The organism is Paenarthrobacter sp. YJN-D (genome assembly GCF_015040335.1).
Lineage (GTDB): Bacteria > Actinomycetota > Actinomycetes > Actinomycetales > Micrococcaceae > Arthrobacter > Arthrobacter nicotinovorans.
The window spans coordinates 1-14,177 of the sequence record NZ_CP053551.1; the positions used below are offsets into that span (position 1 = coordinate 1).

Annotated in this window: 11 protein-coding genes; 4 read left to right on the plus strand and 7 right to left on the minus strand. The window is 61.3% G+C overall.

Annotated elements, in window-relative coordinates; all coding sequences use genetic code 11:
- Positions 1-136: 136 nt before the first annotated feature.
- A complete protein-coding gene (locus HMI60_RS20585; RefSeq protein WP_193591257.1) occupies positions 137-445 on the minus strand; it encodes a hypothetical protein in 309 nt (102 codons plus the stop codon).
- 221 nt (positions 446-666) lie between these two features.
- On the opposite strand from HMI60_RS20585, the gene HMI60_RS20590 reads away from it, so the two are divergent.
- The 3 genes from HMI60_RS20590 to HMI60_RS20600 are packed head-to-tail and all read left to right on the plus strand — an operon-like array spanning position 667 to position 3,940.
- The gene (locus tag HMI60_RS20590) at positions 667-1,059 is read left to right on the plus strand and encodes a MobC family plasmid mobilization relaxosome protein (RefSeq protein ID WP_193591258.1); all 393 of its coding nucleotides are present in this window, start codon (positions 667-669) and stop codon (positions 1,057-1,059) included.
- A 2-nt stretch (positions 1,060-1,061) separates the two neighbouring features.
- Positions 1,062-2,678: a relaxase/mobilization nuclease domain-containing protein gene (locus HMI60_RS20595; RefSeq protein ID WP_193591259.1), complete on the plus strand. Its 1,617-nt coding sequence runs from the start codon at positions 1,062-1,064 to the stop codon at positions 2,676-2,678.
- Between the two features lie 29 nt (positions 2,679-2,707).
- The gene (locus HMI60_RS20600) at positions 2,708-3,940 is read left to right on the plus strand and encodes a hypothetical protein (protein ID WP_193591260.1); all 1,233 of its coding nucleotides are present in this window, start codon (positions 2,708-2,710) and stop codon (positions 3,938-3,940) included.
- A gap of 210 nt (positions 3,941-4,150) precedes the next feature.
- Here HMI60_RS20600 and HMI60_RS20605 read toward each other — a convergent pair whose 3' ends face one another.
- From HMI60_RS20605 to HMI60_RS20625, 5 genes are all read right to left on the minus strand, one after another.
- Complete coding sequence (locus HMI60_RS20605; protein ID WP_193591261.1) at positions 4,151-5,662, minus strand: aldehyde dehydrogenase family protein; 1,512 nt, start codon at positions 5,660-5,662, stop codon at positions 4,151-4,153.
- Positions 5,663-6,280: 618 nt separating this feature from the next.
- Positions 6,281-6,580, minus strand: a complete 300-nt coding sequence (locus HMI60_RS20610) for a hypothetical protein (RefSeq protein ID WP_193591262.1) — start codon at positions 6,578-6,580, stop codon at positions 6,281-6,283.
- 393 nt (positions 6,581-6,973) lie between these two features.
- Positions 6,974-8,968, minus strand: a complete 1,995-nt coding sequence (locus HMI60_RS20615; RefSeq protein WP_193591263.1) for a primary-amine oxidase — start codon at positions 8,966-8,968, stop codon at positions 6,974-6,976.
- 867 nt (positions 8,969-9,835) lie between these two features.
- Positions 9,836-10,675, minus strand: a complete 840-nt coding sequence (locus HMI60_RS20620) for a polysaccharide deacetylase (protein WP_193591300.1) — start codon at positions 10,673-10,675, stop codon at positions 9,836-9,838.
- 15 nt (positions 10,676-10,690) lie between these two features.
- Positions 10,691-11,563 carry a nitrilase-related carbon-nitrogen hydrolase gene (locus HMI60_RS20625; protein ID WP_193591264.1) on the minus strand — a complete coding sequence of 291 codons (873 nt, stop codon included), beginning with the start codon at positions 11,561-11,563 and terminating at the stop codon, positions 10,691-10,693.
- Between the two features lie 94 nt (positions 11,564-11,657).
- Here HMI60_RS20625 and HMI60_RS20630 point away from each other — a divergent pair, with 94 nt between their 5' ends.
- Positions 11,658-13,415 carry an ABC transporter substrate-binding protein gene (locus HMI60_RS20630; protein WP_193591265.1) on the plus strand — a complete coding sequence of 586 codons (1,758 nt, stop codon included), beginning with the start codon at positions 11,658-11,660 and terminating at the stop codon, positions 13,413-13,415.
- Between the two features lie 306 nt (positions 13,416-13,721).
- Here the strand turns inward: HMI60_RS20630 and HMI60_RS20635 are convergent, their stop codons facing one another.
- Positions 13,722-14,168, minus strand: coding sequence for a DUF4913 domain-containing protein (locus HMI60_RS20635; protein ID WP_193591266.1), 447 nt, complete (start codon positions 14,166-14,168; stop codon positions 13,722-13,724).
- Positions 14,169-14,177: the final 9 nt, after the last annotated feature.

Below are 14,177 nucleotides of genomic sequence, written 5' to 3' on the forward strand. Positions count from 1 at the left end.
GGTGACGTGGTGGTTGTGTGCAGGCGGTCAGGTGGGTCCCGTCGTCCACCTGTGTGCGGGAAAAGCCCGAAGGAAATTGCTTTTGCCGTGCACGGGTGGGCGAGGGGCAGCTAGTTGTCGAAGTCCGTCATGCCGATCATTCGTTCTCGCGTGCTGCGTCATCATTGTGCTTTGCCTGGCGAGTTGTTTTGGCGCCGCGCGGACGTCCGCCGGCCTTCCTCGTCGGCGCGTCCAGTCCGAAGCCGCGCAGGTCAGATTCGGTCCAGTCGGCGCGGAGGGCTGTCTGGTAGTCCTTGGCATATTTCTGTTCGGCGGCTGCAAGTAGCTGGGCTGCTTCTGCGAGTTCAACACTGCTGGCAGCGGCGGTCTTCACAGCGTTGACTTTGGTGTCCCTGGCGGCGTCAATTTTTGCGGCCGCCTTGGCGGCGATGTCGTTGATGTCCATGCCCTGACTCTACCGGTTTTCCCACCGAGACGGTTTGGAGTTTTCTGGAATGTGCACAGTGACTCCGAAAACGCGAAAACTCGACCATGCGGAGCAAGCTATACACTTACACGTGTGTAAGTGGCTTGTCGCGCTCGACACTGACGATCGAGTGCGGCACACTGGTCAGTGTGGTCCCCGGTTCCGGGGTCGCTGCGCTGGGCCTTGAAGGGATGGATTGAATGTCGGATGAGGGATTCACTCACCGTTTCAATCTGTCGCGCCGACGCCGGGAGAACACTCCCGCCGGCACCAAGAAGCGCCGTGACCTGTGGGTCACCGTTGAAGAGGAAGCCGCGCTGGTCGCGAGGGCTGAGCGCGAGAAGGTTACCGTCCCGAACCTGCTGATTACATCGGCGTTGTCCGAGACCCAGGAGACGACAACGGAACGGCGTGCAGCCATCGCCGAACTGATGTCCCTGCACAATCTGCTGGCCCGTTCCTCCAACAACATCAACCAGCTCGCACGGCAGGCAAACGCCACCAGCGAGTTCCCCGATGAAGCACGCGAAGCACTGAAGCATCTCCGGTCAGTGGCGATGCGCATTGACCGCACCATTGAGGGGCTGATGTAGGGATGATCCCGAACATCACGCGCGGTTCGCGCATGGGCGGGCTCATGGTTTACCTGGCATCGACTGACGCCAACAAGACCAAGAACGCACACAGCGATCCCCGCTTGGTAGCAGGCGACGCGGCGATCATGGCGTGGTACGACGACGGAGTTCTGGACCGTGACGATGCGCTTGCTATTGCCAAGCATCTTGACCAGCCCCGCAGGGCATATGGCGTATCGATTCAGATCAAGGACATGCAGTGGGATGCGGCCAAGAAGGAGCGCGTCCACGTCGGTTACAAGGATGCCAGTGTGTGGCACTGCTCGCTGAGTCTGCGCGCCGAAGAGGGGGCGTTGACGGACCAGCAGTGGGGCGATATCGCCAATGACTTCGTGGACTCCATGGGCTTCACGGAAACCAGCGGAAAGGCCCGCTGTCGGTGGGTTGCGGTCAACCACGGCACGAGCGAGAACGGCAACCACCACATCCATCTGGCCGTCTCCCTGGTCCGCGAAGACGGAACCAAGGCATCGACCCACGGCGATTACAAGAAGGCGCAGGAGTCGTGTCGTGAGCTGGAGGTCAAGTACGGGCTGGAACAGCTCTCCACGGTGCACGCCACCCGTGGTTACGACCGGGCCGAGAAAGCCACTGCTGTCCGGGACGAGCGGGAAATGCACCGCTCATCTTTGGCCCGGAAAGTCCGTGCCAGCGCCAGCGCCTCGGCTACCGAAGGTGAGTTCGTCCGGCGTGCCCGCGACACCGGCATGCTGCTCCGTCCGCGCTACGCGAAGAACACCACCGACGTCATTGTCGGGTACTCCGTAGCGGAGCGGCCCAAGCAGGGCGAACGTCCTATCTGGTTCGGCGGCGGCACGCTCGCGTCCGACCTGAAGCTCGGTACTTTGCGTGAAGAGTGGATGGACTCACCGCACCTGGCAACCGAAGCCGCAGCGGAATGGAACGCAGCTGCCCGCAACAGGCGCACCGTGTCCAGGACCGGCCCCGAGAACGGAACACCACCGGAGGAAATGTGGGTCGAATACACCCGGAACGCGACCGCACTGGTTGAGCAGCTGCGTGCACTGCCCCGTGATGATCACGCCACCTGGGCGAAAGCAGCGAGGGAAGTATCCGGCGCGTTCGCGGCATGGTCCCACCGGCTCGAACCCACGCCCGGGCCCTTGGCGGCCACCGCCGCCGAACTGTCCCGCACCGCCCAGCTCCGGGCACCACGGGAGCACAGCAAGCCCGTTGCCCTGCCGTCCATAGCCGGTACTGCCATGTTGTTCATGGCGGCATCGAGCAAGAACAAGACGGCGGCTCAATCGGCGCTCATGCTGCAGCTGGTCAACACCGCTTTCGCCATCCACGAAATGCACCAACAGTCCGGACGAACCAGAGAAGCGCAGCGGCTCCGTGCCGTCGTCACCGAACAGCTGAAACCGTTCGCAGCGACCATGCCCAGGCCGGTCACCGTCGGTGCACCAGAACAGGCCGGGGTCCCGAATTCCGTAGAGCTTGGTCTCCGCGGTATGTCGCCGATCCGCCCAGGGTCAGCGGTGCCGAGCACACCAACACCGGCCAAAACCCACCAGCACACCGGCCGGGATTCCGGCCCCGTGCTGGACCGATAAAGACCACCACCTACTGCAAGGGGAGCAAGATGAGTGAATCAGATGGAATGGATGATGTCCTGGACGGCGGCCTGCGGCAGTCGCTGATGATCGCCTCACGCATTGCCGAGACTCTGGCCCGGCGGCGGCAGGAATCCCAGCGGCAGCAGGAACACCAAGACGCCCAGGCAGCGCACGAAGCGCAGGCACGCCTCACTGCTGATCGCAGCGCGGCGCACGCGGCCCTGGCACCCGTGGAGAAGGACCAGTGGTGGGACAAAGCCCAGCCCCATGACATTGCCACGGCACACGCCGTCGCTGAGGGTTGGAAGGACCACGACCCGGCCGCCCTGGCAGCCTCGGAGAAGATCCGTCAGGAAGTTCTCACCCGCTACGGTATCGACACCCACGACGTCGGCACCGACGCCGCATACCTTGAGTCAGGTATCCAGGTCATCACCACCGAGAAGGCCCGGCAGGACGAACTGGCGCGCAGCCAGGAAGAGACCCGCAAGGCGGCCGTGGAGCACGAGAAGGCCATGCGGCTGCTCGCAGCGGCCCGCGCCGAAGAACTCCGCGCACAGGCCGCGAAACTGGCCCCGGAAATGGAACGCCACCAGGTGCCCGCAGAGTACATGGCCAACCCCGAGCTGGCCCAGGCATTGCAGACCGCTCATAATGCGAAGACCCCCAAAGCCGTTGCAATTGCCGACTCTGCCATCAAGGAACGCATGTTCCTCATCGGCAAGGACGGCATCAACGGACCCGACATTGATCAGCTGCGGGAGGAAACCACAGCGAACGTCAACGGGGCCGGCGACTCCCACTTCGAGGATCCCGAGTTTGTGAAAGCAGCCAAGGACATGCACGAGGCCAAACTCCTGGCCGAGGGCGGCTTCAAAGGCACGGAGCGGACGCCCGTGGAGCAGCGGTACGAACGAGCCGAAAAGGAACTCTTTGCCCGCATGGAAAGCGTCGGCCGCGAGATCGAAAACCGCGTCACCGGAAACGACAGCAGCCGGCTCAAAGACCAGGGCCTGAAAGCCGAGAGCACGTCGTCCACCGACTACGGCTCAGCGGAACGCCAGAATGCTTTCGCCGCATCCCTGGCAACTACCGGAGCCAACGAAACCCAAGTCCAGGGGCGCGCCGCTGCGGAACGCAGCGAGGGCACACACCCCAGCGCAGCCGTCACCATGGGCAAGGGCGCAGCCAAAGCCAAAAAGACCCGCACAGGGGCAGCAGTGGGCGCGGAAAGGACCAAAAGCGGCCCCGCCCGCTAGATAATATGGTCCAGCCGGAAAAGGATTCGTTCGTGGCGGGGGTGCACTCAGGATGTGTGTTGTTGGACCCACTGATCCACCGGCGGCAGGAAGCAGCTTTGCTGCTGGGCACGAAGACGGGGTGCCCCATGCACTTGTGCTCAGGGTAGCGCCGTCTCTGTATGGGTCCCGGCAGTCCGCCAGGACCCATACAGGCGTGCTGATTAGCTGTTAGAGCGCGATGTTTACGGACTTGCTCTGGGTGTACATGTCGATCGCACCTTCGCCGAGTTCTTTGCCCCAGCCTGACTGCTTGTAGCCTCCGAACGGCAGGGCCGTGTCGAATGCATTGTGGCAGTTGATCCAGACGGTGCCCGCCTGGATTTCGGACGCCACCCGGTGGGCCTTGGAAATGTCGCGGGTCCAGACGCTGGCGGCGAGACCGTAGGGGGTGTCGTTCGCCGCTGCCTTGACTCCGTCTGCGGCGCTGAACGGAACGGCAACAGCGACCGGACCGAAAATCTCTTCCCGGTAGACGCTGAAGCTGTTGTTGACATCCACCAGCAGGGTCGGTTCGACGTAAAAGCCGGTCGTGCCGTGGCGCTTGCCGCCGGACAGGGCGCGGGCCCCGTCGGCGAGACCCGCATCGATGTAGCCAGTGACCCGTTCCAGCTGTTCACCTGAGATGAGGGGACCTATATCGGTGGTGGTGTCCATCCCCGAGCCGATCCTTTGCGATGCCGCGACCTCGGCGACGCCCTGGGTGAACTCCTCAAAGATCTTGTCTTCAACCAGCAACCGGGTGCCTGCGGTGCAGGCCTGGCCGTGGTTGAACAGGAAGCCGCTGGCCGTACCCGGGATCGCCGCATCGAGGTCAGCGTCGGCGAACACGACCTGCGGGCTCTTGCCTCCGAGTTCCAGTGACACCTTTTTCAGATTGCCCTGTGAGGCCGCCACGATTTTCTTTCCCACTTCGGTCGAGCCCGTGAAGGCTACCTTGTCAACGTCGCCATGGGCAGCCAGGGCCGCGCCGGCGTCACCGAATCCGGTAACGACATTGAATACACCGGCAGGCAGGCCGAGCCCGTCAATGACCTCGGCCAGCAACAGCGCCGTCAAGGGTGTCTGTTCCGCAGGTTTGAGAATGACCGTGTTTCCACAGGTCAGTGCCGGTGCCACCTTGAAGGCCGCCATAACCAGGGGGAGGTTCCAAGGCACAATCTGGGCACACACGCCCACCGGCTCCCGCAGCGTGAACGCGTGAAACTGTCCACCCGGGGCCCAAGGGACAGACACAGGAATCGTGCGACCTTCGATCTTGGTCGCCCACCCCGCGTAGTAGAAGAAAATCTCAGCCGCCCATGCAACATCTACGGCCCGGGCAACACCGACGGATTTCCCGTTGTCAATGGATTCAAGCTGGGCGAACTGGTCAGCCCTGGCCAGGATGCCCTCGCCGATCTGCCAGAGCACGCGTTGGCGTTGGGCTGGCGTCATCAGGCGCCACGCACCTGCCTCAAATGCAGATCGGGCAGCTGCCACGGCACGGTCCACATCCTCAGCTCTGGCGTGAGGAACGGTGGTGATTACCTCGCCGGTGGCAGGATCAACCGTTTCAAACGTCCTCCCCGACAGGGCATCGACGAACTCACCACCGATATACATCTGTTTCGCGCTCGCCGTGAATTCACGAACGTCAGGACGAACGGCGATAAGCCTGGACGAATCTGCTGTAGCTGTCATGAGATATAGCTCCTTTGTTAAGATATCCGGGTGCAACAGGGGATCGTAGAGGAGCTCGTCTTGCACGTTGCGGAAACCGCAGCTCCTGGTGCTATAAAGCGATGACGGCCATGATGAGGACAGAAAGTCCCATCGCAGCCGACTCAATGCGGCCAGGCGGTCGAGTCGTTTGATGTCTTAACGCTTGCCAAAGGCTAGCTGCGGTATACGCGGCCGATCCGACGCCAAGAAGGATCCCCAGCGGGTCTGCAACCCCGTGCATGCCATGTTCCGAGGCCGGCGAAGTATGGGGCATGGCATCCATGCAGATAAGTTGCGCAGCCATCAATATCGCGCCGATGTTGCGATGTACCCTCATGCCCTGCCGCTCAGGTGAGTCACGAGAGCTCCTTCTGAGGTGCTGCGCCAGTCCGGAGGCCATTACGGCCGTGAGCATGGCGAGAGACCACCCGACGGCCGGAAGGAGGTGGAACCCGGCGACTGCGTCAATCATTGCTGTAAGCATGATGAGAGAGACGGTGACGTCGAGAGTTTTCCCCCGGGTTCTGGCCGCGGCGGTGCAGCAGGCACCGACCGCGGCCAAGCCGACGGTCCCCAGGTGCAGGGCTTCAACCACGACTACGGCGTGTCTCCCAATAGATATTTTTCGGCCCGAACGGCTGGAAGCGTGGGAACAATGTCCGCAGACCGTCCGGCGGGTTGGCGTTGGAAATCGAGTTGATCCGTATAGCCAAAAGGGACTGAATTGCTGAGGCCGACGACGAAGTGCCCGTCTCCGAGCCGGGTCACCAAGATGCCGTGCGTCCGTTGCTGCCTGGCGCTCTCGATCATCCGGTCGACCGCCGCAGTGATGCAGCGGTCCATGGAGGCCCTGTCGCGGACCTTGATTTCGATGGGTTCCACATCCTGCATGTTCATGACTTGGTCACCTCACGGGGTCGGATAGGTAGGACGGTATACCCCTGCGCTCTTTCATACAGGGTTCGAGGTTCGACGCCGTAGGCTTCCAGCCAGAGGGCGTCCGCAGTAGCGGCTACGTCCTTGACATAGCCGCTCCGGATAGTTCGGCCTTCTTTCCGAACCTGGACCTGCCGGCCGGCCAAATCCTTCCAATCTGCTTGGTCTCCCATGGAGCTGCCTTTCGTATCGCAATCCACTTTTGCTTGTGCCTGCCGCTTATTGCCCGGGAATTCCAACCATTGGTCGACCCGGACCAGCATCTGCGATCCGAGCCAGGGAGCATCTCGCTGTCACTACCGGGCAGGCGTGCACCATGGGCCCGATCCAGCCACGCCAATTGGGAGACACGCTCTAGTCGTGGCACCCGTGGGCGCCAGCGGCGGCCGGAGTAGTGCAGTGTCCTGCCGCTGCTTTGTTGGGTGGAACATTCAACGCCGGGTTCTTGCCGAAGAAGCCGTAGGGCTTGAGGGTGAACTTGGCGTAGTCGGTGGGCATGACCGGCCAGTCCTCAGGGCGGGGGAAGTGTGTTGGTCCGAAGGTGTGCCAGAGGACGATGTCTTCGCCGTCCACGGACCGGTCCTGGGCGGTGAAAGCCGGCAGTCCACCGCCTCCGGGGCTCTGATGGACGAAATCCCCGGAAGCGTAGCGTTCGGCAGGGTCGTACTGGGTGACCCACAGGTGCTTGGTGGCAAAGGCTGCGCGCGCTGCGAGCGAGGAGTCCGGGTCGGCCATCAGGGTGGGCTTGTCATCCGGGTAAAGAACGTATCCGGTGGGCTGACCCAGACGGTTCGTCTTCTCGGTGTTGACGATATGCCATGCCCTGCCGACACAGCCCTTGGCTTCCCGGGCTGCTGTTTGTTCGGTAGCCAGGCGCGTGACTGATTTGGTGAAAGCTTCCCCGCGGTCGTTGGCGTCGCTGTAGGGAAGGCGCACGGCGTCCACCTCATCAACTGCGTTGGCGACACCGTCGACCATCATGTCCAGACGGGCGCTGAACAGATGCTGATGGTACGGGGCGCCAAGTCCCGGGGCTACCTCGGAGTTGTAGGGGGCGCCGACCTCCGTGTAGCCGGAGGTAAACAGGATGCCGGTGAGTTTGGCCTCCAGTTCAATGGTCCCGTCGAGGTAGAGGTACCAGTAGAAGCCGTAGTCGTAGTTGCCGACGGTGGTGAAGCTGCTGATGACCAGGCGGCGGGAGCGCCGGACCTCGTTGGATCCGGTGAACATGTCGGAGTGCTTCCAGAGGGTTCCGAAGTCTTCTTCGTGCATGCAGATGCCGTTTTTGATGGTGTATGGCGTTCCTAGTTCGTCGCAGAGTACAGCGTCGAAGTACCTGATCTCCCCTACGCAGTCGCAGCCCAGCTCCAGGGAGTTGGTAAAGCGGCCGAAAAGGTACTCGCCGAGGTCAAAGTAGTTCTGCCAGAACCGGATCGGGGACGGGTCTCCGTACGGCACGACCATCTCAGCGATTGAGGCACGGTAGATGACGGGCCTGTCCTTCCCGTCGTCGGTGACGGAAAGATTGCGCAGAATCAGTCCTTCGCGGGCATCGAAGCCGATGTCAAACTTCCAGTTCGCCCAGCTCACGGACTCCCCGTCAACGCTGAAGCTGGGGCCCTCGGGCTGCGTGATCTCGATCGGCTTCAGGGACGTCAACGGCTCACCCTGAACCTTGGGATCATCAAAGTTGCCGGACTCGACCGGGATGGGCACCGCCCCTGTATCGATGAGGCGGGTGATCCTGCGCTCGATCGTGTCCACGTAGGCGCACAGCCCCTCCAAAGGATGCGCCCAGGGGTGGTCCTCGGGATAGTCCTGGCGGAAGGCCAGCACACGCACGATGCGGCGACCCACCTCTTCCTCAAACCCGTAATACCCCGCCGAAAGCGGAATGCACATGACCTTCTCCGGGATGGTCCCGCGGTCGGCCAATGCCTGAACCCAACTGGAGTCCTCTGCGCAGATCCCGGCGATAGCGTCGAACTCCTCCAACAGGACCGGCACCTGACCCTCGCCCGGGTCAATGCCCACAGACCGGACCACCCGGGCCTGGTCAAGAGAAACGATGTTGTCCGTGGAGGCACCAGTAGCCATATCCAACAGCATCACCCGGGCAAGACGCTCAGGACGGGGACCGGCGCCGTCACGGAAGGCAAGCACTTCGCGTTTATGCGGCTCTTCAAGTCCCACGTAGGCGAAGCGCGTCGTCGCCGTGAAAGTCGATTGCGACGAGACAACGCCACGGATCTGCTCGAACTCGAAAGCCGTCAAATCCGCTAGGGGAGATGCGGGAGCTGTCTCCGAGTGGCCTTGCGCATGATCGGTGTCGACGGCGGGGAGGTTCATTATGTGTCCTTCTAAATTTTCAGAGGGTTATGACGGCGAGAGGGCGAACCGGCTAGTCAGCAGAAGGGTGGTGACAACAAATTCTCCAGCCGTGCCGAGGTATTGAGGGTTGTGGTGATCAGCATCGCGGTGGGATCTACGGCGGTGGCGTTCACGACACCGTTTGGGCCCCATGCCATTACGATTGCCCAAAAGACGACCGCGGAGAGCAGCCCGGTTCCGATGACCGCAAGGTAGGTAGTACGGGGGGGCTGGTCTTATCGGGGGTCGGGCGCTTCGTCGCGGAAAATGACGGTCAATTCCAAGCCCTCTGAATGCTGCCATGGCCATCATGAGGCCGATGCCGGGGGCGCCGGAGAAGACGTTGGTCGGTTCGAAGCGAGGGAGCGCCCTACAACGGCAAGACTATAAGTCCACAACGCGAGATCGGGAGCACTCAGGTGCACAAGCGTCGAACGCAGCAGGTCCCCATAGACCGAGATCTGGACCGTGGTATGCGTAAGGAGTGCCAGGTAAGCGGCGGCCGCGCCCGGAGGCCTGCCAAGGCCATAGACCACGTACGTAAAAGAACGCATCTGGTTTCGGCACCCGACGAGCCATCGCCGGTCCTTCCTTGGTTGCCGCTTTGGTATGGTCCTCAGCGAATCCTGACTCTTGCAACGGGGTAGTAGAGCTGATGTAGGGACTTGGTAAAACGGCCGCCGTATCGTAGAACGGCTGCGCCCGAGAGGCTGAGTCAGATTCAAAGCCGACTCTCGGGGCGCAGTCCATGCGGTCCTTTGCCGGAGGTCCCTCATGCGTTGCTACTGCGGGGCTTGGCGGAATGCAGTCATCCTTCCAACCGACTAACTAGGACCGCTTGTGGGGTCAGCGAAGCGTGCCCTGCCGGGCACCCCACTTCACCACGGCGTCGTTCACCGTTGAGAATTCGGCTCCGTGGTCCTTTGCCCTTCGGATAATTCTCTCGAGGATGCGCAGCCGGCTTCCCCTGCCGATTGACTGGGGGTGGAATGTCTGCGTGAAAACGCCAGTAGGGTATTCCTCGATCATGAAGTCTAGGTCAGCCATCCAGCGCTGGGCCATTGCTTCGACATCGGTCGATCCGGGCACGAGCATCCCCGGAGCCAGCACGAACTCAGTGAACGGGAAGTCGTCCAGGGTCCACGTTACGGGCACCTCCACGAGGTCTAGCGTCGGTCCGAATTCGACGGCTTTGTCAGTGTGAATGATGTCACCCGTGCGGCACTTGTAGAGCTCGAAATCATTGGCCATCATGCTTGAGTCATAAGCGAAACCGTATTCATGCAGAAGCCGGGTCGAATTCGGCGAGAGGTCAAACGCAGGTGACCGGTAGCCGTAGGGCTTCACGCCGAGAACCCGGTCCAGTGCATCGAGTCCCCGTTCCAGCACATCGCGTTCGGCCTGCTCGGAAAGGGCGGTCGGCCCTTCATGAGCGTAGCCATGATGACCGATCTCGTGACCGGCGTCCCGGATACGGCGGCACACCTCGGGATAGGTGTCCACGTCCATGCCAGGGATATACCAAGTACTCTTCACGCCTTCTCGTTCAAGAAGGTCGAGGATGCGAGGAGTTGCGACGTTCGCCCCATATTCGCCGCGTGATACATATTGCGGCGTGGTGAGGCCGAAGGTGCCCGCCCAGGCGGAGATAGCGTCGAAATCGAAAGTGAGGCAGATAGTTGCCATGATGTTCAATTCTCCTTAAATGTTGGTCAGGATGTGGGACGGCCATGCGGCGTACCGGTCGGCCCGGCGCCTGCGGTCCATAAAGGTTGTCGCTGCGCCCGTCTTCCGGTTCTGCCTTAGGTCGTCCAGGTTCAATTCAGCGATGGCCACGGAATCTTCGTTCGCTACCGCCTCTGCAAGGACGCCTGACGCCGGCCAGGGATTGTCGCAGGGCGAAAGGATCGAGCTCTTGGCGTAACTTCCCGGGAATGGGCCGCGTGCCGGACCGCCGGCGCCGGCGTGGGCGGCAAAGACCTGATTCTCGATGCATCGCGCTTGAACGCAATGGCGAACTCTCCAGAAGCCGGCTTCGGTAAAGGTCAGAGAGGGGACGATCAGCAATTCCGCGCCCTGCTCGACGACAGTGGCAGCGCACTCCGGAATCTCTGCCTCGTAGCAGATGTTCGTCCCCGCACGCACAAAGGGGAGATCGGACACACCCAGGGTGTCGCCTTCACCCGTGCCGAGCGAGAATTCGACCGGGAAGAGATGAGTCTTCGCATGAGTGGAGACGAGTCCGGATGGGCCGTACAGGTGGGACACATTGCGGATGCCCTGTGGCGTATCCGTCAGGTGCGAACCCGCCACGACGAACTTCCGGCGGCTTTTCGCCTCGTCGTTCATCAAAGCTTCGAACTTCGACGCGAAAATTCGTGTATCTGCTAGGAGCCCCAACTCGGCCGATTCCCAGCCGGGGAAGGTAGTCATGAGCTCTAGTGTCATCAGCTCAGGAAGCACGATCAGGTCAGCAGCGTCCGCGCTGTCCAGGACCTCACGCACGTGATCGACGAAGTCGTCAAAACCGGTGACCTCACGGAAAATGTAATTGCAAGCAGCGATGGTGAACATGTACCCAACTATGGATGTGTTTCCCGTTACACGCATTCGTCATTTGACGTATGGCCAACTCCACTTGCATCTGATACTTGATAAAATTCATTCCATGCAGCCGCATGCCCAGATCCGGGCGATCGATCAAGCCGAGGACGCAGAGATCCTCGACCGGTGGTGGGTTCCCGCACTCCTAAGTGCAGGCGGGGATCGCGGGGAAAGCACGGCGGTACGCAAACCTTTCAACCTCATGGCTGGCGCCGCACTTAGATCCCTGTCGGGCGAACTCAGCTTTTACCAGGTTGAGTCTGGATCACTGTCCTATGTGGAGCTTCGACCTCATGCCAATGGCGTCGAAGTAACGATCTTGAAGCGGGCTCTTCCCTATGGATTGACTCTCCGCGAGCTGCAGGTGTTGAGCCTGGTTTCTTTCGGGCTCTCAAATGTCGACATCGCCAACCGACTTGGCAACACGAGGCGCACAATCGGCACCCATGTGGAGCGGATTCTGTTGAAGATGGGCGTAGAGAGCCGCTCCGCGGCTGCTGCAGTTGCCGTGTCTGAGCAGATCCAGGTGATTCCAATACCTGGCGATCCCAGCGGCCTTCCGCCTATGAAACTGGCCAGTTTCGCGAACACCCTCAGCAAGAATGTCGACGGAAAATCGAAAACTCACCGACCAGGCCCGGAACGAAAGCATCCTCTGATCATTGGCGGTATCTACCCGACGGCCGACCTTGCCGCCGAGGATGGTGCTCAGATGCGGATGGGGGCGGAACTCGCCATAGCGCAAATCAACCAAAGGGGCGGGGTGCAGGGGCGGTCCGTGGTGCATCTTCCCATCGCGGTCGACGTAACGTCGGCAACGGACATCGAACGTGGAGTACACGGCCTCCTTGAGGCCGGGGCCGACGCCCTCACGCTTGGTTACAGCTTCGCGCGCAATCCGACTCAAATGGAGCGGCTCTTCACGCAAGTGGCCAACCACGGCGCCCCCCTCATGCACTCGCAAACGTCACAGATCGCAGCTTCCATCGTCGCCGGATCTGGAGCCCAATTCAGGAATATCTTCCAAGTCTGCGCTCCCGAGAATCGCTATGGGCTAGGCTTTCTCCGAGTTGTCACAGATCTGGCGGACAGCGGTTCGTGGAATCCAGCCGGGAGACGGCTGGCCATCATCGACACCTCGGACCCAAGCATGCAAACCTGGGACGAAAAAGCAGCGTCCTTGGCCGAGCGGCTCAATTGGAAAGTGACGGTCCACGAAAGAGTGGACCCAGTTCGGCCCAATTGGCCAGCCGTCATGCGACGCCTTCGAGAACTGCCGTCCGTCGATGCGATATTCGTGGCATGTTTCCTCGAAGACCCGCTCCTCGAGTTCCTCGATCTGTACCACGAAGCCCCACTTCACGCACTCGTCTACACCACGTATGTCCCTTCACTGCCCGACTTTCTGGTTCGCGCCCGAGCACTATCCGAAGGCCTGCTCTGGTCATCAGTGATCGGGTCACAAGACGACGTGCTGTCAGGTCGATTCGCCTCGCAGTTCAAGGCGTACCATCTAACGAAGCCGGGTCGATCGAGTGCGGGTACCCACTACGACATGGTGCAAATGCTGGCCGGCGCGTGGTCGATGAGCGATAGTCCCAGAGACTGGAAGGGAGTTTCCGACCATCTCAGGGAGTCCATCTACCGCGGCGTCAACGGGATCTACGCTTTCGACCAGCGAAGTGGGACGGTGGGTGCCTTTCCTGACGACACAGAAGACCCGACACTGGGCAAAGCGCATCTAGTTTTCCAGATCCAGGACGGCGACCACCGACTGATATTTCCCGCCCCATACGGCGTGGCTAAGTTCAGGTCCATCTAGTGGCTCGAACCATCGCGTCGAGCACCGCGTGTAACCGGGTGGTCGAGTTAAGAAGGGATGAAAAAGCACCGCCACACCGGGGACGACGACAACATCCACGTTGGGCGTTCCGCAGATCGTCATCTGGGCCTGGTTCGTACTCGATCCTGAACGATTCCTCAGCGGGACAGGATGAGATATCAGCTCAGTAGACGTGAGTGTTTCCATGACTTCCTGTGCAAGTCCTATGGCTGCCTGTTCAGCGGCCGAGTCCCACGCGGAAGGGAGACCACAGTGGCGGTCTCCCCATTTCGTGGGCATCGTGTTCTAGGTAGCTTGCGTCCTCGCGTCGCGGAACCAGCCGTCAGGTGCTTTCTTGGGTTCCAGATGGTCCGGGTCGCGATGTTCCTTCATGTCGCAGCTGTAGAACGGTCCCTGTGGGTTTAGCAGGACGCCCATGTGGTGGTCTGCGTGATCCCGCCACCAGACGCTCATCCCGGTTGCCGGGTCGAGGCGCAAGTGCTCCCAGGAACGCCACAAGGCCGCAACACGGGAGACGGCTTCGGGGTGAAAGTACCACTCTATGCACCACTTCGCTGACTTCCCGGTGACGCTGCGGACGTACGTCGGCAGCAGCTGCTCATGAAGGAACTCTTCGGCCGTGCCGTAGACGAGCTCCGGCGCCTTCTCGGCCTTCTCGGCCTTTTCGTTCTCGCTTGTGCCGGGGCTGGGGGCGGGGGTATCCGTGTCGAACAATCCGAAATCATCTGCCATGAGTGATTG

Bases quoted from the DNA above. Each gene is read 5' to 3' on its own strand.
- HMI60_RS20635 (WP_193591266.1), bottom strand. From the start codon at position 14,168: ATGGCAGATGATTTCGGATTGTTCGACACGGATACCCCCGCCCCCAGC.
- HMI60_RS20595 (WP_193591259.1), top strand. From the start codon at position 1,062: ATGATCCCGAACATCACGCGCGGTTCGCGCATGGGCGGGCTCATGGTT.
- HMI60_RS20620 (WP_193591300.1), bottom strand. From the start codon at position 10,675: ATGGCAACTATCTGCCTCACTTTCGATTTCGACGCTATCTCCGCCTGG.
- HMI60_RS20605 (WP_193591261.1), bottom strand. From the start codon at position 5,662: ATGACAGCTACAGCAGATTCGTCCAGGCTTATCGCCGTTCGTCCTGAC.
- HMI60_RS20610 (WP_193591262.1), bottom strand. From the start codon at position 6,580: ATGAACATGCAGGATGTGGAACCCATCGAAATCAAGGTCCGCGACAGG.
- HMI60_RS20600 (WP_193591260.1), top strand. From the start codon at position 2,708: ATGAGTGAATCAGATGGAATGGATGATGTCCTGGACGGCGGCCTGCGG.
- HMI60_RS20615 (WP_193591263.1), bottom strand. From the start codon at position 8,968: ATGAACCTCCCCGCCGTCGACACCGATCATGCGCAAGGCCACTCGGAG.
- HMI60_RS20590 (WP_193591258.1), top strand. From the start codon at position 667: ATGTCGGATGAGGGATTCACTCACCGTTTCAATCTGTCGCGCCGACGC.
- HMI60_RS20585 (WP_193591257.1), bottom strand. From the start codon at position 445: ATGGACATCAACGACATCGCCGCCAAGGCGGCCGCAAAAATTGACGCC.
- HMI60_RS20630 (WP_193591265.1), top strand. From the start codon at position 11,658: ATGCAGCCGCATGCCCAGATCCGGGCGATCGATCAAGCCGAGGACGCA.
- HMI60_RS20625 (WP_193591264.1), bottom strand. From the start codon at position 11,563: ATGTTCACCATCGCTGCTTGCAATTACATTTTCCGTGAGGTCACCGGT.